This is a genomic window from Sphingomonas sp. 3P27F8, from assembly GCF_005502745.1.
GTDB lineage: Bacteria > Pseudomonadota > Alphaproteobacteria > Sphingomonadales > Sphingomonadaceae > Sphingomonas.
Genome location: NZ_SCNL01000003.1, coordinates 208,919 through 235,263 on the forward strand (window position 1 = coordinate 208,919; position 26,345 = coordinate 235,263).

The 26,345-nt window shown below is 65.7% G+C and carries 26 protein-coding genes; 11 read left to right on the top strand and 15 right to left on the bottom strand.

What is annotated here, in order from left to right; genetic code table 11:
* Positions 1-41: 41 nt before the first annotated feature.
* Positions 42-404, bottom strand: coding sequence for a hypothetical protein (locus FFS35_RS05680; RefSeq protein WP_137786154.1), 363 nt, complete (start codon positions 402-404; stop codon positions 42-44).
* Positions 405-510: 106 nt separating this feature from the next.
* Between FFS35_RS05680 and FFS35_RS05685 the strand changes: the two genes are divergently transcribed.
* On the top strand, positions 511-1,017 hold the full coding sequence (locus FFS35_RS05685) for a helix-turn-helix domain-containing protein (protein ID WP_137786155.1): 507 nt from the start codon (positions 511-513) through the stop codon (positions 1,015-1,017).
* Positions 1,018-1,054: 37 nt separating this feature from the next.
* On the opposite strand, the gene FFS35_RS05690 is transcribed toward FFS35_RS05685, so the two are convergent.
* Positions 1,055-2,011 (bottom strand): 2-oxoglutarate and iron-dependent oxygenase domain-containing protein, encoded by a 957-nt coding sequence (locus FFS35_RS05690; protein ID WP_137786156.1) that lies wholly within the window; start codon positions 2,009-2,011, stop codon positions 1,055-1,057.
* 54 nt (positions 2,012-2,065) lie between these two features.
* Positions 2,066-2,557, bottom strand: coding sequence for a hypothetical protein (locus FFS35_RS05695; RefSeq protein WP_137786157.1), 492 nt, complete (start codon positions 2,555-2,557; stop codon positions 2,066-2,068).
* Positions 2,558-2,680: 123 nt separating this feature from the next.
* Here FFS35_RS05695 and FFS35_RS05700 point away from each other — a divergent pair, with 123 nt between their 5' ends.
* Positions 2,681-3,913, top strand: a complete 1,233-nt coding sequence (locus FFS35_RS05700) for a multidrug effflux MFS transporter (RefSeq protein ID WP_137786158.1) — start codon at positions 2,681-2,683, stop codon at positions 3,911-3,913.
* 57 nt (positions 3,914-3,970) lie between these two features.
* Positions 3,971-4,186, top strand: coding sequence for a hypothetical protein (locus tag FFS35_RS05705; protein ID WP_171007526.1), 216 nt, complete (start codon positions 3,971-3,973; stop codon positions 4,184-4,186).
* A 32-nt stretch (positions 4,187-4,218) separates the two neighbouring features.
* On the opposite strand, the gene FFS35_RS05710 is transcribed toward FFS35_RS05705, so the two are convergent.
* Positions 4,219-5,505: a homoserine dehydrogenase gene (locus FFS35_RS05710; protein ID WP_137786159.1), complete on the bottom strand. Its 1,287-nt coding sequence runs from the start codon at positions 5,503-5,505 to the stop codon at positions 4,219-4,221.
* Between the two features lie 160 nt (positions 5,506-5,665).
* Between FFS35_RS05710 and FFS35_RS05715 the strand changes: the two genes are divergently transcribed.
* Entirely contained in the window at positions 5,666-5,848 is a 183-nt protein-coding gene (locus FFS35_RS05715; protein WP_137786160.1) for a CsbD family protein, read from the top strand.
* Positions 5,849-5,992: 144 nt separating this feature from the next.
* Positions 5,993-7,969, top strand: coding sequence for an oligopeptide transporter, OPT family (locus tag FFS35_RS05720; protein ID WP_137786161.1), 1,977 nt, complete (start codon positions 5,993-5,995; stop codon positions 7,967-7,969).
* Here the strand turns inward: FFS35_RS05720 and FFS35_RS05725 are convergent.
* The 3 genes from FFS35_RS05725 to queF all read right to left on the bottom strand — a co-directional run bounded on the left by FFS35_RS05725 (position 7,944) and on the right by queF (position 12,107).
* Positions 7,944-9,224 (bottom strand): glycoside hydrolase family 130 protein, encoded by a 1,281-nt coding sequence (locus FFS35_RS05725; RefSeq protein WP_137786162.1) that lies wholly within the window; start codon positions 9,222-9,224, stop codon positions 7,944-7,946. The two genes, FFS35_RS05720 and FFS35_RS05725, sit on opposite strands and share 26 nt — an antisense overlap.
* A 40-nt stretch (positions 9,225-9,264) precedes the next feature.
* Positions 9,265-11,532 carry a glycosyltransferase family 4 protein gene (locus tag FFS35_RS05730; RefSeq protein ID WP_249341471.1) on the bottom strand — a complete coding sequence of 756 codons (2,268 nt, stop codon included), beginning with the start codon at positions 11,530-11,532 and terminating at the stop codon, positions 9,265-9,267.
* 131 nt (positions 11,533-11,663) lie between these two features.
* On the bottom strand, positions 11,664-12,107 hold the full coding sequence (gene queF / locus FFS35_RS05735) for a preQ(1) synthase (RefSeq protein ID WP_137786163.1): 444 nt from the start codon (positions 12,105-12,107) through the stop codon (positions 11,664-11,666).
* 148 nt (positions 12,108-12,255) lie between these two features.
* On the opposite strand from queF, the gene FFS35_RS05740 reads away from it, so the two are divergent.
* The 3 genes from FFS35_RS05740 (at position 12,256) to metC (ending at position 14,524) form a co-directional block, all read left to right on the top strand.
* Entirely contained in the window at positions 12,256-12,414 is a 159-nt protein-coding gene (locus FFS35_RS05740) for a Flp family type IVb pilin (protein WP_171007535.1), read from the top strand.
* Positions 12,415-12,494: 80 nt separating this feature from the next.
* Positions 12,495-13,331 carry a sulfurtransferase gene (locus FFS35_RS05745; RefSeq protein WP_137786164.1) on the top strand — a complete coding sequence of 279 codons (837 nt, stop codon included), beginning with the start codon at positions 12,495-12,497 and terminating at the stop codon, positions 13,329-13,331.
* A complete protein-coding gene (metC, locus tag FFS35_RS05750; protein ID WP_137786165.1) occupies positions 13,289-14,524 on the top strand; it encodes a cystathionine beta-lyase in 1,236 nt (411 codons plus the stop codon). The genes FFS35_RS05745 and metC overlap by 43 nt, the downstream gene beginning before the upstream one ends.
* A gap of 27 nt (positions 14,525-14,551) precedes the next feature.
* Here the strand turns inward: metC and FFS35_RS05755 are convergent, their stop codons facing one another.
* The 5 genes from FFS35_RS05755 to FFS35_RS05775 are packed head-to-tail and all read right to left on the bottom strand — an operon-like array spanning position 14,552 to position 20,157.
* The gene (locus tag FFS35_RS05755; protein WP_137786166.1) at positions 14,552-14,962 is read right to left on the bottom strand and encodes a DUF3035 domain-containing protein; all 411 of its coding nucleotides are present in this window, start codon (positions 14,960-14,962) and stop codon (positions 14,552-14,554) included.
* Positions 14,962-15,468, bottom strand: coding sequence for a signal peptidase II (gene lspA, locus FFS35_RS05760; RefSeq protein WP_137786167.1), 507 nt, complete (start codon positions 15,466-15,468; stop codon positions 14,962-14,964). Before lspA ends, FFS35_RS05755 begins: the two co-directional genes overlap by 1 nt.
* Positions 15,465-18,341, bottom strand: coding sequence for an isoleucine--tRNA ligase (ileS, locus tag FFS35_RS05765; RefSeq protein ID WP_137786168.1), 2,877 nt, complete (start codon positions 18,339-18,341; stop codon positions 15,465-15,467). Before ileS ends, lspA begins: the two co-directional genes overlap by 4 nt.
* A gap of 59 nt (positions 18,342-18,400) precedes the next feature.
* Positions 18,401-19,327: a bifunctional riboflavin kinase/FAD synthetase gene (locus FFS35_RS05770; RefSeq protein ID WP_137786169.1), complete on the bottom strand. Its 927-nt coding sequence runs from the start codon at positions 19,325-19,327 to the stop codon at positions 18,401-18,403.
* A gap of 44 nt (positions 19,328-19,371) precedes the next feature.
* Entirely contained in the window at positions 19,372-20,157 is a 786-nt protein-coding gene (locus FFS35_RS05775) for a metallophosphoesterase (RefSeq protein WP_249341473.1), read from the bottom strand.
* Positions 20,158-20,236: 79 nt separating this feature from the next.
* On the opposite strand from FFS35_RS05775, the gene FFS35_RS05780 reads away from it, so the two are divergent.
* The gene (locus FFS35_RS05780; protein WP_137786170.1) at positions 20,237-21,214 is read left to right on the top strand and encodes an acyl-CoA dehydrogenase family protein; all 978 of its coding nucleotides are present in this window, start codon (positions 20,237-20,239) and stop codon (positions 21,212-21,214) included.
* A complete protein-coding gene (locus FFS35_RS05785; protein WP_137786171.1) occupies positions 21,211-22,362 on the top strand; it encodes an acyl-CoA dehydrogenase family protein in 1,152 nt (383 codons plus the stop codon). Before FFS35_RS05780 ends, FFS35_RS05785 begins: the two co-directional genes overlap by 4 nt.
* A gap of 28 nt (positions 22,363-22,390) precedes the next feature.
* On the opposite strand, the gene FFS35_RS05790 is transcribed toward FFS35_RS05785, so the two are convergent.
* Entirely contained in the window at positions 22,391-23,827 is a 1,437-nt protein-coding gene (locus tag FFS35_RS05790; protein WP_137786172.1) for an NAD-dependent succinate-semialdehyde dehydrogenase, read from the bottom strand.
* A gap of 169 nt (positions 23,828-23,996) precedes the next feature.
* Between FFS35_RS05790 and purB the strand changes: the two genes are divergently transcribed.
* The gene (gene purB / locus FFS35_RS05795; protein WP_137786173.1) at positions 23,997-25,307 is read left to right on the top strand and encodes an adenylosuccinate lyase; all 1,311 of its coding nucleotides are present in this window, start codon (positions 23,997-23,999) and stop codon (positions 25,305-25,307) included.
* On the opposite strand, the gene FFS35_RS05800 is transcribed toward purB, so the two are convergent.
* Positions 25,304-25,810, bottom strand: a complete 507-nt coding sequence (locus FFS35_RS05800) for a vgr related protein (protein ID WP_137786174.1) — start codon at positions 25,808-25,810, stop codon at positions 25,304-25,306. The two genes, purB and FFS35_RS05800, sit on opposite strands and share 4 nt — an antisense overlap.
* A complete protein-coding gene (locus FFS35_RS05805) occupies positions 25,773-26,216 on the bottom strand; it encodes a copper chaperone PCu(A)C (RefSeq protein WP_137786175.1) in 444 nt (147 codons plus the stop codon). The genes FFS35_RS05800 and FFS35_RS05805 overlap by 38 nt, the downstream gene beginning before the upstream one ends.
* Positions 26,217-26,345: the final 129 nt, after the last annotated feature.

Below are 26,345 nucleotides of genomic sequence, written 5' to 3' on the forward strand. Positions count from 1 at the left end.
GGGCGGCGGAAGGACCACATTTCTCTAATAGAGAATTCGGATCAGTTGGCGGGCGACGGGTTCGGCCCGGCCTTGGCAACGGCGACCTTGCCGCCCTTCGCCTTGCCGTTGCACTCGCCGAGCGCGGTTTCGTCAAATGCCTTGCCCTCGACGGTGAAGGACGAGAGCGCACCCACCGTGTGCGCCATCATCTGGCACGCGACCATTTCGCGCATCGGCGCTTTGCCGGTGACATAGACGCCGTCCTGAAGGTTCCACGGCGTATCGCGCGTCATGACGACGTCTTTCGTCGACGCGTTAACCGGCGTGGCGGTGAAATAACCGTTCGGAGCCTGGGCAGATACGCCCGCCGAAGCGAGGAGCGCAGCGGACGTGAGGACCCCGGCGATAATCGAGCGAATCATATGTTGCCTCGCAAAATAGGTTGCTGGAGGCTACTTACTTGTTGCACTTGCGAGTTGCAAGTGGCAACTGATAATTTAGTACGTCGCCAAGCCGCCCTCGGCTACAATGCATTGTAAATCAAGGAGTGCCCCTTTGGAGAAACTGCGCGAGCGCCTGACGGAATGCAGCCTTCCCGCCGCGCTGGAGACAATGGGAGAGCGCTGGGCGTTCCTGATATTGCGGGCCGCGTTCAACGGCTTGCAACACTTTGAGGAATTTCAGTCCGAACTGGGCATCGCGCGCAATATTCTTGCGAGCCGCCTGGCACGCTTCGTCGAACATGGCATCATGGATCGGCAATCGCTGCCCGAAGACCGTCGCAAGATCCAATATTTTCTCACGGACAAGGGCCACGCGCTGCTCCCCGCGATGGTTGCACTGCGGCAATGGGGGGAGCGCTGGGAGACGGGGGTGCCCGCCTTTCCGATCCTTGTCGATACGCGTGACAACCGCCCGGTCCAGCCGATCGCCGTCATCAGCCACGACGGCCGCATCCTCACCAAGGGCGATCTGCACTGGGCGCTTCCCGAAGACGTGGTGAACGACGCCGACATCGCCCACGCTGCCGAATAACGCCTGACGCGCCGCCGACGGAGCGGCGCGACACCGCCTATTTCTTGATAAGACCGATCTCGACGAGCCGCTCGTGGAGATAATCGTGCGCGGTGATGGGCGTGGGATAACGGTCAGGGTTCGTCGCGCTCACGCAGCCCGGGAGCGTCTCGATGAGGAAATCGGGCGCGGGATGCAGGAAGAACGGCATCGAATAGCGCGAATGGCCGCGCCGCTCGACCGGCGGATTGACGACGCGGTGCGTGGTCGATGGCAGGACATGATTGGTCAGGCGTTGCAGCATGTCGCCGACATTGACCACCATCGCCCCCTCCGGCGGCTTGATCGCCAGCCAGCGGCCCGAATCGCGATCTAGCAATTCCAGCCCCGCTTCCTCTGCGCCAAGCAACAGCGTGATGAGATTGATGTCCTCATGCGCGCCTGCGCGCACGCCCTCCGCATCGGCGGGGATTGGCGGATAGTGAAGCAGCCGCAGCACGCTGTTGCCGTCCGCGACGGCCGGCTCGAACCAGTCGGGCGCCAGCTTCAGGTGCCGGGCGATCGCGGATAGCAACCGGTCTCCTGCGCGATCGAAAGCGGTGAACAGTTCGAGGAAGGTATCGCGGAATCCTTCCGGGCGCGTCGGCCAGATATTCGGCGACATCTCGCCCGCGAAGCGATGGCCCTGCGGCAATTCCCGGCCGACATGCCAGAATTCCTTCAGGTCAACGTGCTTGGCGTCCTTGGCGATCTCGGTCTTGAATGGCGTGTAGCCGCGTGCCCCGCCGCCGCCCTCTACAAAATAGCCGCGCTTTTCCGCGTCGGGCAGTGCGAACAACGCCTCCGTTTCACGCCACGCGCGGTCGATCAGATCGGTCGGGATGCCGTGATCCGCGACGATCGCGAACCCGAAACGCTCGAAAGAGCCGCCGATCGCCGCCGCGAACGCGATCGGGTCGGTCGCCTGGTCCTTCAGGCTGAGGGTCGGCACCTGGGCCAGCGGGGTATCGAGCATGTATCGCGTCCGTAAATTGCAAACCGCGCTCATAGCCCCTGCCCCGCTACGCCGCTAGCCGATCGTCACCGTGCCGGCTGCCTTGTCGCCCTTTGGCGCAAGATCGAAGCGGAACGGCTTGTCGTCGGTCTCGCCATGAAGGCTGTTGCCGTCGACCGTAACCTTGGCGCCCTTTCGATCGAACTGATCCTTGAGCCAGCTCCGCACCGTATCGACCGAAGCGGGACTTTCGAATCGGACCGTCACGATTCCCTCGTCGTCGCTCCGTTCAGGCTTGATATCGACCGCCGCGATCCGCGATCCGGGGTAGAGGTGAACCCCGTTGATATCGAAATTCTCTGCCGTCAGATTGATCTTCGGCAGATTGAACTCGCCCTTGAAGACCGGCGTATCGATCTTCACCGCCCCGGAATTGCCGTCGAACCAGCTGCCCGCGCCATTGTCCGACGCGATCGATATCGACGTGCCGTCGCCGGATTTGTCGCAGGCGGAAAGCGTGGCCGCCGCGATCGCGATGAGTGCAAAAGAGCCGCTTGTACGGATCATAAAGTCTCCCCTACCTGTATTACACAGGTACGACACCCTGGCGCATGTAGCAAGGGCACGCGCTTTTCGGCCATGTCATCCAATGGGGTGACTTCCAGTGCGGCGAACGGTAACCGCGATCGCATGGCAGCATCGTTGACCCAGGACACGCCACGCGGCGCGCCGATCCCGTTCGGCGAATTCGTAGCGCTCGTCGCCGCGCTGATGGCGATGGCGGCGCTCGGCATCGATACGATGCTGCCGGCGCTGCCCGACATCGGCAGCTCGCTCCACGTTGCAAATCCCAATCACCGGCAGTTCGTCATCACCATCTTCGGGGCAGGCTTCGGCATCGGGCAATTGTTCCACGGCCCGCTGGTCGATCGCTTCGGGCGACGCCGGATGCTGATCGGCGCGCTCGCCGCCTATGCCACGATGAATGTGCTCGCGGCGATCTCGGCAAGCTTTCCGCTGCTGCTCGCCGCCCGCTTCATCGGGGGCACGGCGGTGGCGGGATCGCGGGTGGCGACGGTAGCGATGGTGCGCGATTGTTTTGCCGGCCGCGCAATGGCGCGGATCATGTCGCTTGCGTTCATGGTGTTCATGGCGGTGCCGATCGTGGCGCCAGCATTCGGCACGATCATCCTGCTGTTCGGCACATGGCGGACGATATTCTGGATCGTCACCGGCCTTGCGATACTGGTGATGCTCTGGGTGATCGCCCGCGTGCCGGAAACGATGCCGCCTGAAGATCGCCGCGATATCCGCATCCCCGCGATCGTCGCCGGCTGGCGTACGACGCTCTCCGATCGCTATTCGCTCGGTTACACGATTGCCGCCGCCGCGCTTACCGCCGCGCTTTATGGCTATCTCGGCTCGATCGAGCAGATCATGGCGGACACGTTCGGGCAGCCCAGGCTGCTGATGGTCATCTTCGGGGCCAGCGCCGGCATGATGATGGTGGCGAATCTGATGAACGTGCGTCTGGTCATGCGGCTCGGGACGCGGCGCATCAGCCACGGGGCGGTGCTCGTGATGGTCGCGACGACCGCGCTGCATCTCGCTATCGCGGCGACCGGGCATGAAACGGTGCTGATTTTCGGCATCCTCCAGTCGATCACGCTGGCGTGCTTTGCACTCACCACGTCCAATTTCTCTGCCATGGCGATGGAGAAGATGGGCCATATCGCCGGCACCGCATCAAGCGTGCAGGGCTTCATTTCGCTGACATTCGGCTCGGCGGTCGGCTCGCTGATCGGGCAGGCGTTCAACGGCACGACCATGCCACTGACCACGGGCTTCCTGATCGCCGCGCTCGCCGCGCTGGCGCTGGCCGCAATCACCGAGCGTGGCCGCCTGTTCCATCCGGCTACCTGACGATCCCGGGGAACCGCGCGCTTCGGCGCGGGTTCGGTGGATATGAAGGAGATTGGCATGGGCGGACATAAAGTGGCGGGCCATGGGTCGGGCGATGATGGCTACGACGAGGAAGGCTATGACGAGAGCCAGCGCGCCGAAATCATCGAGGTCACTCACGAAGGGCCGAGCGATGGCACCGTCATAACCGATCTCGCCCCGGATCTGGATCTCGACCTGGACCCGGACGAGGAAGAGCTTCGCGTCACCGGCGAAGACGACGAGGCGGTTTAACCCTGCTGGTCAGCGGTAATTTGCAACCCTGATCAGTCGAGGATCGGCATCCACATCGGTTCGCCGACAAGGCTCTGCGAACCGCGCAAGCGCTCCAGCGCCGCGGAAATTGCGGACTCGGGCGCTTCATGGGTAACAATCGCGACAAGTGCGCTGCCATCCGCGTTCGCACCACGCTGGATGAGGCTTTCGATCGAAACGCCAGCGTCGCGCATCGCGGCGGCGATCTCTGCGAGCACGCCGACCCGGTCAGCAACCATGAAACGCAAATACGCACGGCCGCGCCGTGCTCCGGTATTTGCCGCCGGCGCGTCGGTCAGTGCGCTTACCGGCATCGCGAATGGCGGGCCGGACTCGCCGCGCGCGATATCAATAAGGTCGGCGATCACCGCGCTGGCTGTCGGTCCGTCGCCCGCCCCCGCGCCCTGGAACAGGAGCCGGCCAACGTAATTCCCCTCGGCCACCACCGCGTTGGTCGAGCCGGTGACATGGGCGAGCGGATGGTCTTGCGGCACGAGCTGCGGCTGGACGCGCTGAAACAGCCCCCCTGCTCCAAGCTCCGCCTGCGCGATCAGGCGGACGCGATAACCCAGCGCAGCCGCCTCCGCGATGTCACCCGCGATCAACTGGCGGATGCCCCGTATCGCCACATCGTCGAACGCAGGCCGCGTGCCGAATGCGAGACTGGCCAGAATCGAAAGCTTGTGCGCGGCGTCCACACCATCGATGTCGAAGCTTGGATCGGCCTCCGCATATCCGAGCACCTGCGCCTCGGCGAGCACCTCGCCGAAATCACGGCCCTCCGCCTCCATCTTGCTGAGGATGAAGTTGCAGGTGCCGTTGAGGATGCCCTGAACCCGCGCGATCTCGTTCGCGGCGGCGCCTTCGCGCAACCCCTTGATGACCGGGATGCCGCCCGCAACCGCCGCCTCGAACTTGAGCGGCACGCCCGCCCTTTCCGCCGCCTCCGCCAGTTCGACGCCATGGTGTGCGAGCATCGCCTTGTTCGCGGTAACAAACGCCTTGCCGTTCTCCAATGTGGCGCGGGCGAGCGCCAGCGCCGGGCCATCTGCCCCGCCGACCAGCTCCACCACCACGTCGGCCGCCGCGTCGGCCAGCGCAACGGTGTCATCGACCCAGGTGAAACCCGCGATATCGACGCCGCGATCCTTGCCGCGATCGCGCGCGGAAACGGCAACCACCTCGATCGCGCGGCCGGCACGGCGCTCGATCAATGCGCGATTGGCCTCGAGCACGCGGATCACACCCGATCCGACCGTACCCAGCCCAGCCAAAGCCACGCGCAACGCTTCCGCCATGTCGATTCCCCGCAAAGTTCGTGCGGCCGCTCTTGGGCTACGGCGGGTGACGCGACAAGGGGGACAGGGCGCGCCGCGTAAATCGACCTGATCGCGATCAGCATGTGGATCGTTTCGTGTTCCCCCGCATTGTCATTTAGTAGTTGTGAGGAGAAACATCGTGGGTGAGTTCAAGGACAAGGTGAAGGGCACCGCGAACGAGATCGCCGGCAAGGTCAAGGAAGAGATCGGCAAGGCAACCGGCGACCGCGAGCTTGAGGCCAAGGGCGCTGCCCAGAACGTTAAGGGCCATGCGCAGAAGGCGGTTGGCGACGTCAAGGGCAAGCTCGGCGACAACATCTGACGATTTGACGCACCAGGCGGTCCGCGACACGCCTGATGCCATAACAATCGCCCCGGCGAACATGCCGGAATTGCCGCCATCGGGCAGCATTCCGCAATGTTCGTCGGGGTGGTGCGTTTTGGCCGGGGTGGCTAATGATCGCGGATGAGCATTTCGACCGACACCCCGCGCACTGGCGTTGCCGAGCTTACCATACGCGGCATCCTGCTCGGCGGGATCATCACCCTGCTGTTCACGGCGGCCAATGTATATCTGGGGCTGAAGGTAGGGCTGACCTTCGCCACCTCGATCCCCGCCGCGGTGATATCGATGGCGGTACTTCGCCTCTTCCCCGACAGCACGATCCTTGAGAACAACATCGTCCAGACGATCGCCAGCGCTGCGGGCACGCTTGCGGCGATCATCTTCGTGCTGCCTGGGCTGGTGATAATCGGATGGTGGCATGGCTTTCCATTCGTAACGACGGCGGCGATCACCGCGACTGGCGGCATTCTCGGCGTGATGTTCTCCGTCCCGCTACGTCGCGCGCTCGTGGTGGATACCGACCTGCCCTACCCGGAGGGTCGCGCGGCCGCCGAGGTGCTGGAAGTCGGTTCGGCCGCCCGCGACGGTGGAGCGGAAAGCGCGAAGGGCCTTTCGGTGCTGATCCGAGGGAGCCTCGCCTCGGCCGGGTTCGCGCTGCTCACCCAGATGAAGCTCGCCGCCGCGGAGGCAGCGCGCTGGTTTCGCGTGGGCGCGGGCGCGACCGGCATTTCGGGCGGCCTCTCCTTCGCGCTGCTCGGCGTCGGCCATCTGGTGGGCCTGTCGGTCGGCATGGCGCAACTCGTCGGCATGGCGACAGGCTGGTGGATATTGCTGCCGATCCTCACCGCGCACAGCAGCGTCGGCGGCAGTGCGGAGGAACTGGCGAACACGGTTTTCCGCGCCGACGTGCGCTTCTTCGGTGCGGGGGTGATCGGGGTCGCCGCGGTCTGGACGCTGGTAAGGATCGCGCGCCCGGTGGTGGGCGGCGTCGCCTCCGCCATTGCCGCCAGCCGTGCGCGACAGACCGGCGCGACGATGGCGCTGACCGAGCGTGATCTGCCGATCGGCATCGTTGCCATTGTATCGCTCGCCACGCTGGTGCCGATCGGAATCCTGTTGTGGAGCGTGATCGCGGGTGGCCCGCTAGCCGCCCAGGGCGTGCTGCTGATCGCCGGCGCGCTTGTCTTCGTGGCGGTGATCGGGCTGATGATCGCGGCGGTATGCGGCTATATGGCGGGCTTGATCGGCGCGTCCAATTCGCCCGTATCAGCGATCGGCATCCTCTCGATACTCGCCGCCTCGCTGATGCTGGTGGCATTGTTCGGTCGCGATAATCCGCCGGAAACGTCACAGGCGCTGATCGCCTACGCGCTGATCGTTACGGGCGTCGTGTTCGGCGTGGCGACGATCTCGAACGACAACCTTCAGGATCTGAAGACCGGCCAGCTGGTGGGCGCGACGCCGTGGAAGCAGCAGGTGGCGCTCGTCGTCGGCGTATGCTTCGGGTCGCTGGTGGTGCCGATCGTGCTCGATCTGCTCAACACCGCTTTCGGCTTTGCGGGTGCGCCGGGCGCCGGGCCACAGGCACTCGCCGCGCCGCAGGCGGGGCTCATTTCCGCGCTGGCAAAGGGCGTGCTGGGCGGCGATCTCAACTGGCCGATGCTGCGATGGGGCGCACTGGCGGGGGTTGGCTTCATCGCGCTGGACGAGGTGCTGGGACGCCTGAAACTGCTGCGCCTGCCCCCGCTCGCGATCGGGATCGGCATCTACCTGCCGATGGCGGTGATCCTTCCGGTCACGATCGGATCGGTGCTCGGCTGGTGCTATGATCGCTGGTCGGACCGGCGCGCCGATGCTGAGGGCGCGAAGCGTCTCGGGGTGCTGCTCGCGACGGGAATGATCGTTGGGGAGAGCCTGTTCGGCGTCGCCTTCGCTGGCGTCGTCGCGGCGACGAACACCGATTCGCCACTGGCGGTGGTGGGCGAAGGCTTCGGCCCCGCCGCGCTCATTGCGGGGCCGCTGCTGTTCACGGCATTGACATGGTGGCTTTATCGCCGCGCGCGCGGCCTCGTCACATCAGCGCCAGCAGCGCCTTGATATCGACGAAAGCGAAACCCACCGAGCTATCCGCGATGCCGTATGGCATGAACAGCATGTCGCCATGCCGCATCGCGCCGCAGGTATAGACCACGTTCGGCACATAGCCCTCGCGGTCCTGATCGGCGGCGGCAAGGATCGGGCCGTTGGTGCGCCCGATAACCTTCGACGGATCGTTCTTGTCCAGCAGCGCCGCACCGATCGAATATTTGCGCATCGCCCCCACGCCGTGCGTGAGCAACAGCCAGCCCTCATCCAGCTCGATCGGCGCGCCGCAATTGCCGATCTGCACGAATTCCCACGGCTGATCCGGCTTCAGAATGAGTTCGCCGTCATCCCAGTGCGTGAGATCGTCGGTCTTGAGCAGATACAGGTTTTCGCCATCCTGCCGCCCGATCGCCATATAGGTGCCGTCCACCTTGCGCGGGAACAGCGCAATGCCCTTGTTGCGCGCGGCGGTGCCCGTCATCGGGACGAGATCGAACGAGCGGAAATCGCGCGTCCGCAACAATTCGGACTGGATCGTGGAGCCGTTATAGGCGGTGTAGGTGCCAAGCCATTCCGCATCGCCATTATCGTGCTGGAATTTCACCAGGCGCAGATCCTCAAGCCCCTTGGACTGCGCGTCGGTAATCGGAAAGATCACCGTGCCGGAGAGCGTCGAATCGCGGTGCCGCTGGACCGTCACGGGGCCGGTCGGCGCCTGTTCCTCGTTTATCCCCTCGGCATCGGCGGCTGTGGCGAAAGGCGGTTCGGGCGCCAGCTTCAGCTCGCGCCTTCCGGTGATGATACCCTCGCGAAATACGACCGAGGAGATATGCCCCTCGCCAACCGCGCGCAGCGACATCAGGATCCGTTGCGATCCCTTCGGCATGCCGGTCTGATCGTGATGTGGCACGACGCTGGGGTTCATCAGCGCGGCGGCGGCGTAGCTGTATTCGTGGCAGAAATACGCACCGATCAGTTGGCGTTTCACGTCGCCGATCGTGCTGCCATCCAGCCCGTGCTGGGCCGCGATCCGATCGTAACGGGTCATGAACACCCGGCGCGTCTGCCAATGCCGCGCCTCGAAATCCTTGAGCACGGTCTCAAGCTGCACGCTCGCCTCGCGCTCGGTCATGCCGAGCACTTCGCTGATAAGGCGTTGCGACCGGCTCACGCCCGATCCGTTCGATTGCCAGCCAAGATGGAATGGCCGGACCACCACGCGCGAAGGATCGGCGTGCAGCCGCAATCGATGATTGAAAATTTCCAAAACCCGCCCTCGTGCCGTCTTTCAAGTCGCGCGCCGCCGATCAGGCCACGGCGCGCCCCCGACCTGCCACGGCTATGCCCGACTTTGAAAGCCTTGAAATGGCGCAGGAGGCAAGTTGCAACGCCAGAATCGATTCCGCCCCCTGATTGCGGTTCAGCCCGGTCGGCATAAGCCCGTCAAAGCAGCCGCCATCCGGCAACGTGGCCAGCGGCATATCGAGGTCATTGCCTCCGAAGAACCAGCGATAGGCACGTTGCGCCTCCGCCATCCACTTCGAGTCGCGAGTCGCCTCATAGGCTGCGCCGCACGCCTCGATCGTTGCCTGCGCCTCCAGCGGCTGCTGATCGAACGGCAGCGGATCGGCGTAGGGGCGGCCAAAGCTTTCGGTGCCGATCGCGCGGAAATGACCGCCCGGCGCGGTCTGCATCCCGACGATCCATTCGAGCGTTTCGATCCCGCAGTCGATCAGATCCTGGCGATCGAGCGCCATGCCGGCGCGGATCATCGCCTCCGGCAATCGCGCGTTGTCATACGCAAGAACGATCTCGAACCAGCGCCAGTCGGGCCGGCTCGTCCGATCGAGCAGGGCGAGATGCTCGTCCGGAAAACGCTCCAGTATCGCGCGCGCCAGTTGATTGCCGGGCGCCGCTTCCAGCATCGCAGCAGCGCCAAGCATGGCAAATGCCTGCGCACGCGGGCTGCCGAGCGACAGAGCCAGGCTGGCCGTGTCATCGAACAATGCGGTCGCCCAATCGCGATGCTTGCGTTCGCGCGCGTCCCGCGCGGTGACGGCGAGCGCCCACAGCGCGCGACCGTTCGAATCCTCGGAGCCTTCGTCCTCGCACCAGGTGCGATCGAAATTCATGAAATTGCGAAAGCGGCGCTTGTCCGGGTTCCACGCATATTGAACGAATGACGCGTAAACGGTCGTCCATCGATCACGTACGTCGGCGTCGATGGTGTCGATCGCGCTCATCAGCATCAGCGCGCGTGCATTATCGTCAATGCAATAGCCATGGCGACGATCAGGCACGGAGTAGATCGCGTGCTGAAGCATGCCCGTTCTGTCGCTCATTCGCTCGACCGCGCCGATATCGGGCGGCAGAAATTTTGGCGTGTTGCTGCTTTTGCTCAACCGCTCGGGCCGGGCCGCGACGATCGCGTTGACCTCGTCCATCGCGCGCTCGGCAAGTCGCGGCCAGATCATCGTGCGCCCACGGGCATAGGCGCGCTGCGAAAGGCTGGCGCGATCACGATCATTGCTGAGCAGATGGTTCACCTCACGCGCGATCGCGGCCGAGTCGCGGAAGTTGACCAACACGCCATGGCCGTCCGCCAGTATCTCGGTGGCATGGACATACGGCGTCGATATCACCGCCTTGCCGACGCCCACCGCATAGCTCAGCGTGCCGCTCGTGATCTGAGCGGGATTGAGATAGGGCGTAACATAAAGATCAGCCGCCTGCAGATAATCGATCAACTCATCATAATCGACAAAGGCGTCGATGAAGAGCACGCTCTGTTCAACGCCGCGTTCCCGAGCGAGCGCCTTCAGCGAATCGCGATATTTCTCGCCCTCGTTCGCGACGAGGTTCGGATGAGTCGCGCCCAGCACGACGTACAGCGCATCGGGATGGTTGCGAACGATTTCGGGCAAAGCCTCGATGACCGTCTCGATCCCTTTTCCGGGGGCGAGCAGGCCGAACGTGAGGATAACCTTGTGCCCCTCCCAGCCGAAGCGCGGCTTGAGCACGGCCGGGTTCATCAAGGCGCGATCGGGCACGCCGTGCGGAATAGTCACGATCGCCCGCGGATCGGCGCCGTAAACCCGCGCCAGTATTTCGCCCCCGCGATCGGCCATCACGATCACGCGCGCGGCGCGGCGCAGCAAACCTTCCATCACCGTGCGCTGATGCGCGTCCGGCTTCTCGAGAACGGTGTGCAGCGTGACGATGAGAGGAAGAGTGGTGCGATCGAGCAAGGCGAGAATGTGCTCGCCTGCTGCACCGCCAAAAATGCCATATTCGTGCTGAAGCCAGATCGCCTGCGCGCCTGACTGCTCGATCTGTCGCGCGGTTTCGATGTAAGAAATGCGATCCTGTTCAACGATCGTCCCGGTCACGGCGGGCGGATATTCATAGCGACCCGGATGATCGTCCATCGCGTAAACATCGACGCGCAGGTCGGGAAACCTCTCCCGCAGCGCACTATACGTATCGGTCGTGTACGTAGCGATGCCGCACTTGCGGGGCAGGAAATTGCCGATCAGTGCGATGTGATCAACCGTCTGCCGAATGCGTCCTTCCACCGCCGCCTCACTTTCTGGTATCGCTGGGTTCCGGCGGATGATCCGCCTTTGTTCGTCAATTCAAACCGGCGACTGCGTGGATAGTTGCATATTTTGTGCATCGCAGCACGATAAAACCATGCTGATCGAGATCAGCCGCGCCCGCGATACGGCGGAACGCCCTGATCGGGTATCCACAATCCCGCCGGTGGCGCCCCAGTCTGCCAGAACACGTCGATCGGAATGCCCCCCCGGGGATACCAATAGCCGCCGATACGCAGCCATTGCGGCTTCATCTCGTGAGCCAGCCGTTCACCGATTCCGACCGTGCAATCCTCATGGAACGCCGCATGGTTGCGAAACGATCCGAGGAACAGCTTGAGCGATTTGGATTCGACGATCGTGGCGCCGGGCAGATAGTCGATCACCAGATGCGCGAAATCGGGCTGGCCCGTTACCGGGCACAGCGAGGTGAACTCGGGCGCGACGAAGCGCACGGCATAGCTGCGCCCGGGGCGCGGGTTCGGTACGTAATCGAGTATCGCCTCTTCGGGCGAGGGTGGCAGCGTGCTGGCATGGCCGAGATGGAGCGTCATGCGGCGCCAGATAGGCGCGCGATCGACCGGATGCTACCGTCAGCTCGCCAATATGGTGCGGGTGACGATCACGGTAAATTAATTAAAAATGAAATGATTTGCGGCAAACGCATCCGATCTGGACGATCGGAGCGGGACAAAGCTTGTGATTTTCAAATTCCTGCGGGACAAAAAGGCGGCGACGGCAATCGAATATGGCCTGATCGCGGCATTGATCGCAGTGGCTGCGATTTCGGCGATGGGTGGCTTGGGCAACAAGCTGAAGACCACGTTCAACAATGTATCGAGCAATATGAAGGCAACGTAAGCGCGGCATCTTTCCGGGCATTTCGCTGGGATCGCTCGCGCCACTTTCGCGTCACCCGCCAGGCACGCTAAGGGCCGGGCATGGAATCGCTTGTCTCCACGAAATGGCTGGCCGATACGCTCGGCGCCCCCGATCTGCGCATCGCGGATTGCTCCTGGTTTCTCCCCGGCGACGGGCGTGATGGCGCCTCGGAATATCGCGACGCGCACATTCCAGGCGCGGTGTTCCTCGATCTCGCCGAGATCGTGGATACGGCAAATCCTGCGCCGATGATGCTGCCGCCGGTGGAGAAGTTCGCCAGCCGGATGGCCGCACTGGGCCTCGGGGATGGGACGCGCATCGTGCTTTATGACGAGTCGCCGCATCATACGGCCGCGCGCGCGTGGATGATGATGCGCAGCTTTGGCGTGCCCGATGTCGCGATCCTGGATGGGGGGCTCGCGAAATGGCGCGCCGAGGGCCGGCCGCTGACCGACGATCCGACGCCGCCACGCCCGCGCCATATCTCGCCGCGCACGCATGGTGCGGGGGTGCGGGATATGGCGGCGATGCGCGCAAACCTCGGCACACAGGCGGAGCAGGTGGTGGACGCACGCTCGGCGGCGCGCTTCGCGGGAGAAGAGCCGGAGCCACGCCCCGGCGTGGTGCCTGGCCATATCCCCGGCGCGGTCAACATCCCTTATGGCCGCTTCTTCAATGGCGACGGAACATGGCTGTCGCGCGAGGCACTGGCCGGCGTGTTCGCCGAAAACGGCGTCGATCTTGACCGGCCACTGGTGGCCACGTGCGGCTCCGGCGTCACCGCCTCGATCATCGCCTTTGCCGCGCATCTGCTCGGTCGTGATGTGGCGGTCTATGACGGTAGCTGGGCCGAATGGGGCGCAAGCCCGGACCTGCCGAAGGAGACCGGCCGGTGAGCGGCGATAATGGCAAGATCGCCGACGCCACCCGCGTCGTTTCGGCCGGGCGCCGAAAGGAATGGACCGGCGGCGTCGTCAACGCCCCTGTCTGGCGCGCCTCGACGATCCTGTATGACGACGTTGCCCATCTGCGCGAGTATGCGCGTACCGACACGCACCATCGGCTGTTCTACGGCAGACGCGGCACCCCGACTCAATGGAGCTTCGCCGATGCGCTGACCGAGCTGGAGCCTGGCGCGGAGGCGACCTTCCTCTATCCCTCCGGCGTGGCCGCGATTGCCGCCGCGCTGCTCAGCGTCCTGTCGCCCGGCGACGAACTGCTGATGCCGGACTCCGCTTATGATCCCACGCGCTCGCTGGCGAACGGGCTGCTCAGGCGGATGGGGATCGCGACGCGCTTCTACGATCCACTGATCGGCGCCGGCATCGCCGATCTGATCGGCGAACGAACGCGCGCCATCTTCATGGAGAGCCCCGGCAGCCTCACCTTCGAGGTGCAGGACGTGCCCGCGATCGTTGCGGCGGCCAGGGCGCGCGGGATCGTCACCCTGCTCGACAATACCTGGGCGACGCCGCTCAATTTCCGCGCGATCGAGCGCGGGGTGGATTATTCGATCCTTGCCTGCACGAAATATGTCGTCGGTCATTCGGATGTGATGCTCGGATCGGTGACGGCGGCGAAAGGGCGCTTCGCGAGGTTGCGCGATACCAGCTTTCAGCTCGGACAGGTCGCCAGCCCGGACGATTCCTGGCTCGGCAGCCGGGGCCTGCGGACGATGCACCTCCGGCTGGAGCGGCATCACCACAGCGCGCTTGCCATCGCCCGCTGGCTGGAAACCCGGCCTGAGGTGGCACGTGTGCTGCATCCTGCGCTGCCCTCCTGCCCCGGCCACGCCTTGTTCGCGCGCGATTTCAGCGGCGCGAGCGGATTGTTCTCGTTCGCGCTCGATGGCGGCGGCGAGCGGGAGCGCGCGGCGCTGATCGATGGGCTCGATCACTTCGGGATCGGTTATTCCTGGGGCGGCTTCGAGAGCCTCGCGCTCCCGGTCGACCCGGAGAAATACCGTAGCGTGACGACGCCTGATTTCGGCGGGCCGCTCGTGCGGCTCCAGATCGGCCTGGAGGACGCGGACGATCTGATCGCGGATCTGGAACGCGGGCTGGACAGGTTTCGCGCCGCGCTGGGCTGAGCCCGTCCGGCGCCGGTCGGCCCCCGTTTACTTGGGGGTCGCCGCCCGTGCGTCCTGACCGTCACCCTCCGGCGCGGCGACGATATCGCGGGTGGTCTGCCCCTTGTCGACCACGTTGGTCTTGGGATCGCCCACGGAGGAACGGATGCCGGCGTCCGCCGTGCCGCCGGTCTGGCCGATCGTCGCCGCCTCGGCCGGATCGCGCCGCGCGGCGCCGAACAGCGCTTCCAGCGTCTGGGTCTGCGCGGCGTTGTTCGCCTGAACGCGCGCTGCGCCCGGGGTGGGCGGAACGAGCGCGAAATCGGGCGGGATCACCAGCGAGGGCTGGCGCGCGACGGCGAACTCGTCGGGGCGCGCCCGATCGTAGCCGCGCTTGCCGCAACCGGCGAGCAGGGCGAGCGCGGCGATGCCGGCTCCGGCGACGACGATCTTACGCATTATCGATTCTCCACAGGCTTGCCGGGCTTGTCGCGCATCAGGAGCGCGCGCACCAGCAGGATAAGCACACCAATCGTAATCGCCGCATCGGCGACATTGAAGACCAAAAACGGACGCCACTCGCCGAAATGCAGGTCGGCGAAATCGACGACATAGCCGAACCGCACCCGATCGACGATGTTGCCGATCGCCCCGCCCAGCACCAGCCCGAGCGCGATCTGATCAACGCGGTTCCTCTCGCGCCACATCCAGAACAATACGCCCGCCGCGATCGCGCCGGTCAACGCCACCAGCAGCCAGCGCCCCGTCTCGCTCTCCGCGCGCAACATGCCCAGGCTGACGCCCACGTTCTGCACGAAGCGCAGATCGAAGATCGGCGCGATCTCGCGCACCGCGCCGAGATAATCGAGCCCGAGCGGCCCGGTGACGATCCATTTGACGAGCTGATCGAGCACGAACAGCGCCGCCGCCGCGATCAGCCCGATGCGGGGGATAGTGCGCGTCATGCCGTCACCCCGGCGACGACCTTGGCGCAGCGGTTACACAGCCCGTCATCCTCCGCGACCTCCGGCAGCAACCGCCAGCAGCGCCCGCATTTGTGATAGTCGGTGCGCGCCACAGTCACGTCGTCGCCCGGCGAAACCTGCGCCACGATGAACGCTTCCGCAAGCGCATCCGCCGCGAGCGGCATTTCCGGCACCGTCACCTCGGCCTCCAGGCTGGAGCGGACGATCTTCTCGCGGCGCAGCGGCTCGATCGCTTCGGTCACGCGCACGCGAAGGGCGCGGACGGCGAGCCAGCGCTGGCTTACGTCCTCGCCGCTTTCGACGGGCAATTCCGGCCATTCGAGGAGATGCACCGATCCATCCTCGCTCGGGAAGCGCGACTGCCACACTTCCTCCGCGGTGAAGGTCAGCACCGGCGCGGCCCAGCGCGTCAGCGCGTGAAACAGCACGTCCAGCATCGTGCGATAGGCGCGCCGCTTCGTATCGGTCGGCGCATCGCAATAGAGCGAATCCTTGCGGATATCGAAGAAGAACGCCGACAGATCCTCGTTCGCGAAATCGCTCAGCAGGCGGACGTAGGTATTGAAGTCAAAGTCCGCGATCGCCTGCCGAAGCTGGCCGTCGAGCGCGTGGACGAGATGGAGCATGTAGCGCTCCAGCTCCGGCCATTCGGCAACCGGCAGCCGCTCGCCCTCGTCGAACCCGTCGAGCGCGCCGAGCAGATAGCGGAAGGTGTTGCGCAGCTTGCGATACTGATCGGCCACGCCGGCGAGGATTTCCTTCCCGATGCGATGGTCCTCGGTGAAATCCACCGACAGCGCCCACAGCCGCAGGATATCCGCGCCATATTCCTTCATCAGATCGAGCGGATTGACGGTGTTGCCCAGCGACTTGGACATTTTCATGCCCTTGGCATCCATCGTGAAGCCGTGCGTCAGCACCGCGTCATAAGGCGCCCGCCCGCGCGTGCCGCAGCTTTCCAGCAACGATGACTGGAACCAGCCGCGATGCTGGTCGGACCCCTCGAGATAAAGGTCCGCCGGCCAGCGCAGTTCGGGCCAGCGGCCGCTATCCAGCACGAACGCGTGGGTGCAGCCTGAATCGAACCACACGTCGAGAATGTCGGTGACGCGCTCGTAATCGGCGAAATCGTAATCCGGGCCGAGCAGCGCGGGCGCGGCCTCGTCGCTCCACGCATCGACGCCCTCGGCGCGGAAGGCCGCGACGATCCGCGCGTTGACCGCCGGATCGCACAGCTCTTTCCCCGTCTTGCGGTTCACGAACAAGGCGATCGGCACCCCCCACGCGCGCTGGCGGGAGATCACCCAATCGGGCCGCCCCTCCACCATCGCGCCGATGCGGTTACGCCCCTTCTCAGGCACGAACCGTGTCGCGGCGATCGCGGCGACCGCCTTCTGGCGCAGCGTGTCGCCGCCTTCGATCGGCTTGTCCACCGGGATGAACCATTGCGGCGTGCAGCGGAAGATCACCTTCGCCTTGGAACGCCACGAATGCGGATAGCTGTGCTTGAAATCGTCCGACGCCGCGAGCAGCGCCCCCGCCGCGCGCAGGTCGGTGCAGATCGGCCCATCGCTGGCGACGAACTTCTTGTTGATGACGCTGCCCTGCCCGCCGAGCCACGCCCAATCCTCGCGGTAGAAGCCGCTCGCATCGACCGCGAACACAGGGTCGATGCCGTTCGCCTTGCACAGCTCGAAATCGTCCTCGCCGTGGTCCGGGGCCATGTGGACAAGGCCTGTGCCGGCGTCCGTGGTGACGAAATCGCCGGCGAGGAACGGACGGGGCTTCGCGAAGAAGCCGCCGAGGTGGTGCATAGGGTGATGGGCGACCGCTCCGGCGAGCTTAGCTCCGAGAAAAGGCTCGGATAAGCCGACGTCCGCCTCGACTTTTTGGCCTGATAGGTCGCCAGCCAACTCATTCGTTTCGGCTCGCTCAAGTCGACTCACAAAGGAATCGACCAAAGTCTTGGCAACAATATATGGGCCTTCTCGCTTACATCCTTCAAGCACCGTCTTGCCCGGGTCATCCGAGAAGAAATAGCGAAGATTTATAACAACATACTCAACCTCCGGCCCATAAGCCAACGCCTGATTGACCGGGATCGTCCACGGCGTCGTCGTCCAGATCACCGCATGCGCGCCGACCAGTTCCGGCGCGTTCGGCGCCTCGACGATCTCGAACGCAACGTCGATCTGGGTGGAGGTGATGTCCTCATATTCCACCTCGGCCTCGGCCAGAGCGGTCTTTTCGACGGGCGACCACATCACCGGCTTCGCCCCGCGATAGAGCTGGCCGCTCTCGGCGAACTTCATCAGCTCGCCGACGATCGTCGCCTCAGCGGCATAGTCCATCGTGAGATAGGGCTTGTCCCAGTCGCCGTTGATGCCGAGCCGCTTCAATTGCTCGCGCTGGGTGTTGACCCAATGCTGGGCATAGGCGCGGCATTCGGCGCGGAATTCGCGCGGCGGCACCTCGTCCTTGTTCAGCTTCTTCTTGCGATATTCCTCCTCGACCTTCCATTCGATCGGCAGGCCGTGGCAATCCCAGCCGGGCACATAGGGCGCGTCCTTCCCCAGCAGCGTCTGGGTGCGGACAACCATGTCCTTCAGGATGTGGTTCAGCGCATGGCCGATGTGCATGTCGCCGTTGGCATAGGGCGGGCCATCGTGAAGGATGAACTTCTCCCGGCCGTTCCGCGCCTCGCGCAGCCGCTGGTACAGGCCCAGCTTCTGCCAGCGTTCCAGGATCGCAGGCTCCTTCTGCGGCAGCCCGGCCTTCATCGGGAAATCTGTCTTCGGCAGGAAGACGGTGTCGCGCCAGTCGCGCTTGGTGGTGTCGGATGCGTCAGCCATGAGTGCGCGCGGCATTAGCGCGGGAATATGGCCGCGTCATGCCGAATGTGCGTTGCCCGTTACGCGGCAAGGATCGCCCGCGCGCGATCGCAATCCGCGCCCATCTGCGCCACCAGTGCTTCGAGTGTGTCGAACTTCGCCTCGGGGCGCAGATAGTCGATCAGTTCCACCTCGATCCGCTGGCCGTAAAGGTCTTCGCCGAAGTCGAAGAAATATGGCTCCAGCAGTTCCTTGGGCGGATCGAAGCTCGGCCGGATGCCGAGATTCGCTGCGCCGTCGAGCACGCGGCCATCCGCGAGCCGCCCGCGCACGGCGTAGATGCCGTAGGCGGGGCGCAGATATTTGCCCATGTCGATATTGGCGGTGGGATAGCCGATCTCGCGCCCCAGCTTGTCGCCGTGCTGCACCTGCCCCTCGATCGCCCATGGCCGGGTGAGCAGCCGCGCAGCCTCGCGCGGATTGCCGGAACGCAGCGCATCGCGGATGCGGCTGGAGGATACGGGCGCGCCATCGAGCATCACCGCGTCGACTGTCGCAGCGGTGAAGCCGTAACGCGCGCCGAAAGCGGCGAGCGCGGCTGTATTGCCGCTCTTGTTGTGGCCGAAGGTGAAATCCTCGCCGGTCACGACGCCGCCCACCCGCAGCAGCCCGGCGAGCCGATTGCGGACGAAAGCCTCGGCGGAAAGCGCGGCCAGCTCGCCGTCGAACTGGAGGACGATCATCCCGTCCACGCCGGCATCCGCGAACAGCCGCTCGCGCTGATCGAGCGTGGAGAGGCGGAACGGCGGCGTGGCGGGGAGGAAGTGGCGCACCGGATGCGGATCGAACGTGGCGACCAGCGCGGGCCGCCCCTCCGCGCGCGCCTGCTCGACCGCGCGACCAACCACCGCCTGGTGTCCCAGGTGGAAACCGTCAAAATTTCCGAGCGCGACGATGCCCCCCGCGAGGTGCGGCGGGATCGCCGAGCCGCCGTCCAGCCGCTCCATGCGGTGCGCCTTAGGGGGCGGCAGTGCCGATCGCAATGGTGGCGTCAGCGTGTCGCGCCGGCATCGGTCGCGGCGCTGATCGAAGTCGGCAGGCGGGACGAAAGCGTTCGCACCAGCGTTTCGAAGCGATTGCCCTGAACGCGGATCTCGTTGAAGCTGGGCGGCGTCTGGCGCAACCGCTTCGACAGCGTCCCCGCCCCGATCAGGCGCACGCGCCAGCCATCACGGTCGTAAGGGATGTCGAACGGATCGTGCACATGCCCGGAAAGCACCGCATGTGCGCCCGCCTCCGCAAATGCGGCGAGCGCCCGCGCGCCGCCGCGCGTGCGGCCCGATCCGGTCGTCGGCCCCTCGATCAGCGGATGATGCCCGGCGACGAAGATCAGATTGCCTTTCGGCGCATCGGCGATCAGCGCCAGCGCGTTCGAGAGCGAATTCCGGCTCACCCGCCCCTTCGACCAGTTCCAGCGAAGCTGCGCGCGCGCGGTGGTCTTGAGCGGGATGATCGATATGCCGTCGATCTCGAGCGGACGCTCGATAAGCTTCTCGGCCGCGCCATAGCGGCGATAAGGCGTGAACAATCGCCGGAGCGGATCCCAGTAATAAGGCAGATCGTGGTTGCCGACCTCCAGCGTCACCGGCACGCCGAGCGCGCGCAACCACCGCCCGCCCGCGTCGAACTCCCATCGGCGCGCGCGCATCGTGAGGTCGCCGGTCATGATGACGGCATCGGGTTTCTCTTCGGCGACGCGCTCGGCAAACCAGTCGAGCGCCGCCGGATCCTCCGCGCCGAAGTGGATGTCGCTGACGTGGAACAGCCTGGTCGTCACGCTTTACTCGCCTGTTGCGCCCTAATCGAAACGGCTTAGAGCGGTTTGCAACGATAGCAAAGATTGCGATGGAGAGCGCGTGAGCGAGATTGCCACGATCCTGACCGAGTCGATCGAGCGGCTGCTCGACGCGCGGCTTGACGAACGGACGATGCATGCCGCCCGGTCCGGCGAATGGCCCGATGAGCTGTGGCGCGCGCTGGAGGATCAGGGCGTGCCCCTGGCGCTGGTTCCGGAAAGCGCCGGCGGGTTCGGGCTCGATCCGCGCGATGCGCTGGAACTGATCCGGCTGTTCGGTCGCCATGCCGTGCCGCTGCCGCTCGGCGAAACCATGCTCGCCAACGCGACACTGGCGGAGGCGGGCCTGCCGTTGGCGGACGGCCCCGCCGCGCTGGTGCCGCAGGGCGGCGACGCGCGGGTCGCATGGGGGCGATATTGCCGGACGTTCGTGGTGGAGACATCGGCGGGGATCGGCCGGATCGATACGGGTGTCGTGACCGAGCGCGAGAGTGCGAACATCGCCGGCCTGCCGCGCGACTCGCTGCGCCTACCGTACCCTGGCCATTCCGCCACGATCGCGGGCGGGCTGATCGAGCGCGGCGCACTGGTTCGCGCCCTGCAATGCGCCGGGGCGCTCGAACGGGTGCTCGAGATGACGGTCGCCCATGTATCCGATCGTGTGCAGTTCGGTCGTCCGCTGGCGAAATTCCAGGCGATCCAGCAGGAACTGGCGAAGCTGGCGGGCGAAGTCGCGGCGGCGTCGGCGGCTGCGGATCTCGCCGCTGACGCGCTGCTCGACGATCCGCAGGCGGCTGGCTTCGCGATCGCGGTCGCACGTGTCCGGATCGGCGAGGCGGTTGGCCGGGCGAACGGCATCGCGCATCAGCTTCACGGCGCGATCGGCTTCACCGCGGAGCATCGTCTGCACCTTTTCACCACCAGCCTGTGGGGGTGGCGCGACGAATTCGGCGGCGCGGCCTACTGGGCGAAGATCGTCGGCTACCGTGCGTTATCCGCCGGCCCCGAAGGCTATTGGCCGATGGTGGCCGCAGCATGACCGGGTTCCGCTTCCCCTCCCCGCCGCCATCACCCGCGGCAGAGGAATTGCGTGGTGAGGTCCGCGCGTTCCTGGCGGCGCAGCTCGCGACGCGCCCGCCAGTGTCCCGCGCCGAAAGCTGGAACGGCTTCGATCGCGATTTCAGCCGCGCGATGGGAGCGCGGGGATGGCTCGGCATGACCTGGCCGAAACGGTATGGCGGGCATGAGCGCAGCGCGTTCGAGCGCTATGTCGTGGTGGAGGAGACGCTCGCCGCCGGCGCACCGGTAGCGGCGCACTGGATCGCGGACCGGCAGAGCGGGCCAAGCCTGCTCAAGTTCGGCACCGAGGAGCAGAAGGCGACGATACTGCCCGGCATCGCGGCGGGCGAAACCGTGTTCTGCATCGGGATGAGCGAGCCGGATTCCGGTTCCGATCTTGCGGCGACGCGCACCCGCGCTACGCCGGTGGACGGCGGCTGGCGCGTGACCGGTACGAAATTGTGGACCACCGGCGCGCATCATGCCGACTATATGATCCTGTTCTGCCGCACGAGCGGCGCCTCCACCGACCGGCAGGCCGGCACCAGCCAGTTGCTGGTCGATATGCATGCCACGGACGGCATGACGATCCGCCCGATCATCGATCTCGCCGGGCAGCACCATTTCAACGAGGTGCACTTCGAAGACGCGTTCATCCCCGCGTCCGCGCTCATCGGCAGGGAAGGCGACGGCTGGAACCAGGTGATGAGCGAGCTGGCGTTCGAGCGCAGCGGGCCGGAGCGTTTCCTGTCGTCGATGCAATTGCTGCTCGAACTGATCGCGGTGCTGCGCGACGCGCCCGGCGATGCCGCGCGGCTGGCGCTGGGGCGGCTCACCGCGCATCTGGTGGTGCTGCGGCGGCTGTCGCGCGGGGTGGCGGCGTTGCTGGAGGCGGGCGAGAACCCCGCCGTGCACGCCGCGATCGTGAAGGATCTCGGCGCGACGTTCGAGCAGGACATGCCGGAAATCGCACGCAGCCTGGTCGATGCCGAGCCGGATCGCGCCTCGACCTGCGATTTCGTCGCGGTGCTGGCGCATACGATGCTCAACGCGCCCAGCTTCTCGCTGCGCGGCGGCACGCGCGAGATATTGCGCGGCATCATCGCGCGCGGGCTGGGGGTGCGCTGACACCCCCGGCCCCACGCCGCGCCGGCGCTCAGCTGACGTGCACGGACTTCGTGATCATGTGCGCCTCGATGCCCTCCGGCCCGTCCTCGGAGCCGAACCCCGAGTCTTTCACGCCGCCGAACGGCGCGTCCGGCCATGAGGCGCGCACGTTGTTGATGCACACCATGCCCGATTCCACCGCGTCGCCCAGGATCGCCTGACGGCGCCCGTTCTCGGTGAAGCAATAGGAAGCCAGCCCGAAGGGCAGCCGGTTCGCCTGCTCGATCGCCTCGTCCAGCGTCCCGAAGCGGCGCAGCAGCGCGAGCGGGCCGAACGGCTCGTCGTTCATCGCCTTCGCTTCCAGCGGAACGTCCGCGATGACGGTGGGGCGATAGAAAAAGCCGTCGCCCTCCCCGCGCCCGCCGCCCACCAGCACGCGCGCGCCGATCTCGCGCGCGTTCTCGACCAGCGCCTCGATCGCTTCGGGGCGCCGTGGATTGGCCAGCGGCCCCATCTTCGTTCCCGCGGCGCTGCCGTCGCCGACGGCCAGGGCGCGCGTGCGATCGGCAAACCCGGCGGCGAACCGGTCATAGATGCCGTCCTGCACATAGAAACGCGTCGGTGCCACGCAGACCTGCCCCGCATTGCGGAACTTGTGCGCGACAACCATGTCCAGCGTCTTCTCCAGATCGCAATCGTCGAACACCAGCACCGGCGCGTGGCCGCCCAGCTCCATCGTCATCTTCATCACGCTGTCCGCCGCCAGCCGCATCAGATGCTTGCCGACCGGCACCGAGCCGGTGAAGCTGAGCTTGCGCGTGACCGGCGAGGCGAGCAATGTGCGCGACACCGTATCCGGCACGCCGAATACGATCTGCGCCACATCGCCGGGCAATCCGGCATCCTGGAAACACCGCAGGATCGCCGCTGCGCTCGCGGGGGTTTCCTCGCTCGGCTTCAGGATCACCGAACAGCCTGATGCGATCGCCGGCGAAAGCTTGCGCACGACATTGAGCAGCGGAAAATTCCACGCGCAGAACGCCGCGACCGGGCCGACCGGCTGCTTCAGAACAAGGCTGCGTGATCCCGCCGGGCGTGGCAGCACGCGGCCGTAGATGCGCGTCGCCTCGCCAGCATGGAATTCGAGGATGCCCGCCGCGCCCAGCGCCTCGCCGCGCGCTTCGACGATCGGCTTGCCCTGTTCCTCGGTGGCAATGGCGGCGAGCTCGTCGGCGCGTTCGCGGATCAGCGCCGCCGTGCGCGAAAGGACAGCCGCGCGCTGCTCGCCCGGCGTCTTGCGCCATGCGTGAAAGCCGCGCTCGGCCACCTCCAGCGCCTCTTGCAGGTCTGCCGCCGATGCATGCGGAACGGTGCCGATCACCGCGCCGGTCGCCGGATTGAGCACCTCCTGTTCCTCGCGACCGCCGCCCGTGCGCCATTCGCCGGCAATATAAAGCCCGCGTGCGGGGCGATCGTTCTGGCTCATCTTGCTCACCTTGCTTGAAGCTGGATTTCGCTCGGGAGATGCGATCGCCTCCGCCCGCTGTCCACCCCTCCGGCCAAAAAGAGCCGGCGGTTGGCCTGACTGGCCCGCGCTGCTACGCGGCGGCGAAACCGCCGACTCCGGCACCCGCCACGAACTTCGAGGAAGAAACATGATCCCGCGCTATTCCCGCCCGGAGATGACCGCGCTCTGGTCCGCCGAAACGCGCTTTCGCATCTGGTTCGAGATCGAGGCGCACGCCACCGACGCGCTTGCCGATCTCGGCGTGGTGCCGAAGGAGGCCGCCGCCGCCCTGTGGCGCTGGTGGGATACCAATCCGGCGATCGACGTTCCCGCGATCGATGCGATCGAGGCGGTGACCAAGCATGATGTGATCGCCTTCCTCACCTGGGTGGCCGAGCATGTCGGCGACGAGGCGCGGTTCATGCATCAGGGCATGACCAGCTCGGACGTGCTCGATACCTGCCTGTCGGTGCAGCTCACCCGCGCGGCCGATATCCTGCTCGCCGATCTCGACGCGCTGCTCGACGTGCTCAAGCGCCGCGCCCATGAGCACAAGCTGACGCCCACGATCGGCCGCAGCCACGGCATCCACGCGGAGCCGGTGACGTTCGGGCTGAAGCTGGCCGAAGCCTATGCCGAGTTCAGCCGCAACCGCGATCGCCTCGCCTTCGCCCGCGCCGATATCGCGACGTGTGCGATATCGGGCGCGGTGGGCACGTTCGCCAATATCGATCCGGCGGTGGAGGCGCATGTCGCAGCCAAGCTGGGCCTGTCGGTCGAGCCGGTCTCCACGCAGGTGATACCGCGCGATCGCCACGCGATGTTCTTCGCGACGCTGGGGGTGATCGCCTCGTCGATCGAGCGGCTTGCGGTGGAGGTGCGGCATCTCCAGCGCACCGAGGTGCTGGAGGCGGAGGAATATTTCTCGCCCGGCCAGAAGGGCTCGTCGGCGATGCCGCACAAGCGCAACCCGGTGCTGACCGAAAACCTCACCGGCCTCGCCCGGATGGTGCGCGGCTATGTCACGCCCGCGCTGGAGAATGTCGCGCTGTGGCATGAGCGCGACATCAGCCACTCGTCCGTCGAGCGCTATATCGGCCCGGATGCCACGATCACGCTCGATTTCGCGCTGTCGCGGCTGACCGGGGTGATCGACAAGCTGCTCGTCTATCCGGAGCGGATGCAGAAGAACCTCGATCGCATGGGCGGCCTCGTGCATTCGCAGCGCGTTCTGCTGGCGCTGACGCAGGCGGGGGTGAGCCGGGAGGATTCGTACCGGCTCGTGCAGCGCAACGCGATGAAGGTGTGGGAATCCGACGGCGCCCTGTCACTCGCCGAGCTGCTCAAGAACGATCCCGAGGTGACGGCCGCGATTTCGCCGCAGGAAATCGACGCGCGTTTCGATCTCGGCTATCACCTGAAGCATGTCGATACGATCTTCGGTCGCGTGTTCGGCTAGCATCGGAACGGGCCGAGCAGCGTCTCGTAACGCTCGAGCGCCGGCGCGCCCGGCACGGTGATGCCGGCGCGCAGGAGGAAGGCATGGCGGATGATTTCCGCCTGCTGCTCGATCCCGTAACGCTTCAGCGGCCAGCCGGGCACGAAGCTGTAGTGGTAGCGGCAGAACGGGTGCCGCGCGATCGGCAGGCACACGCCGCGCTGATGCTGCCATACGTGGCACATCTCGTGGACGAACAGCCCTTGCAGATCGGTCGGCGCACAGGCGAAATCGTCGCGATAGCTTGCCCCGCGCGGATGGAAGTGGATCGTGCCGCGCGGCGCCATCACCACGTCGCGCGGCTGGAAGAACGCCCAGCGCCGCCGCGCGATTCGCACCGCGCCATAATCGATCGCATCGCCGAACATCGACCGGGCGAGCGCGATCTCCCCGGCGGTGAGGGCCCGGTCGCTCACTATCGTGCGCTCATCCCTTGGGCGGTGGATCGCCGGCGCCGACGACATCGGCCTGCTGCTGGATCCGCAGACCGTCGGCGAAGGTGAACGTGAAGGCGATCTGCCCGCCCGGCTTCACGCTCGGGTTCACGTCGAACAGCATCGCATGCTGCCCTCCCGGCGCGAACCGCACGGTCTGGCGCGCGGGTACGCGCACCTGTTGAATCGCGTCCATCGTCATCGCGCCGTTGGCGCCCGCTTTCATCTCGTGCATCTCGGTGCGGACCGCGACATCGGTGGAGATGTTGATGAGCGTGGCGTCCGCCGCGCCGCCGTGGATCGTGAAATAGGCCGCCGCCGGCCGGCCGGTCACCGCCGGAAGCCGCACCCAGGCGTTGCTGACGGAAAGCTGCTTCTGCTGCGAACACCCGCCGAGCGCGGCCGCGGCGAGCAGGAAAGTGGCGAAGGTGCGCACGAGCGGTAACTCCTTATACGGAACAGCTTGTCAGAGCTAGCGATCTCCCCTTCTTGCGGCAAGGCGCACGCCACCTATATCGCGGCGGTCAACACCGTTTGCGCGTCGCCGCTTCACGGGACGCGGACG

Bases quoted from the DNA above. Each gene is read 5' to 3' on its own strand.
- FFS35_RS05690 (WP_137786156.1), bottom strand. From the start codon at position 2,011: ATGCTCGATACCCCGCTGGCCCAGGTGCCGACCCTCAGCCTGAAGGAC.
- FFS35_RS05745 (WP_137786164.1), top strand. From the start codon at position 12,495: ATGGAATCGCTTGTCTCCACGAAATGGCTGGCCGATACGCTCGGCGCC.
- FFS35_RS05800 (WP_137786174.1), bottom strand. From the start codon at position 25,810: ATGTCGTCGGCGCCGGCGATCCACCGCCCAAGGGATGAGCGCACGATA.
- FFS35_RS05785 (WP_137786171.1), top strand. From the start codon at position 21,211: ATGACCGGGTTCCGCTTCCCCTCCCCGCCGCCATCACCCGCGGCAGAG.
- purB (WP_137786173.1), top strand. From the start codon at position 23,997: ATGATCCCGCGCTATTCCCGCCCGGAGATGACCGCGCTCTGGTCCGCC.
- FFS35_RS05685 (WP_137786155.1), top strand. From the start codon at position 511: ATGCATTGTAAATCAAGGAGTGCCCCTTTGGAGAAACTGCGCGAGCGC.
- ileS (WP_137786168.1), bottom strand. From the start codon at position 18,341: ATGGCTGACGCATCCGACACCACCAAGCGCGACTGGCGCGACACCGTC.
- FFS35_RS05710 (WP_137786159.1), bottom strand. From the start codon at position 5,505: ATGGCGGAAGCGTTGCGCGTGGCTTTGGCTGGGCTGGGTACGGTCGGA.
- FFS35_RS05700 (WP_137786158.1), top strand. From the start codon at position 2,681: ATGGCAGCATCGTTGACCCAGGACACGCCACGCGGCGCGCCGATCCCG.
- FFS35_RS05770 (WP_137786169.1), bottom strand. From the start codon at position 19,327: ATGGAGCGGCTGGACGGCGGCTCGGCGATCCCGCCGCACCTCGCGGGG.
- queF (WP_137786163.1), bottom strand. From the start codon at position 12,107: ATGACGCTCCATCTCGGCCATGCCAGCACGCTGCCACCCTCGCCCGAA.
- FFS35_RS05720 (WP_137786161.1), top strand. From the start codon at position 5,993: ATGAGCATTTCGACCGACACCCCGCGCACTGGCGTTGCCGAGCTTACC.
- FFS35_RS05695 (WP_137786157.1), bottom strand. From the start codon at position 2,557: ATGATCCGTACAAGCGGCTCTTTTGCACTCATCGCGATCGCGGCGGCC.
- FFS35_RS05755 (WP_137786166.1), bottom strand. From the start codon at position 14,962: ATGCGTAAGATCGTCGTCGCCGGAGCCGGCATCGCCGCGCTCGCCCTG.
- metC (WP_137786165.1), top strand. From the start codon at position 13,289: ATGGGGCGCAAGCCCGGACCTGCCGAAGGAGACCGGCCGGTGAGCGGC.
- FFS35_RS05680 (WP_137786154.1), bottom strand. From the start codon at position 404: ATGATTCGCTCGATTATCGCCGGGGTCCTCACGTCCGCTGCGCTCCTC.
- FFS35_RS05790 (WP_137786172.1), bottom strand. From the start codon at position 23,827: ATGAGCCAGAACGATCGCCCCGCACGCGGGCTTTATATTGCCGGCGAA.
- lspA (WP_137786167.1), bottom strand. From the start codon at position 15,468: ATGACGCGCACTATCCCCCGCATCGGGCTGATCGCGGCGGCGGCGCTG.
- FFS35_RS05705 (WP_171007526.1), top strand. From the start codon at position 3,971: ATGGGCGGACATAAAGTGGCGGGCCATGGGTCGGGCGATGATGGCTAC.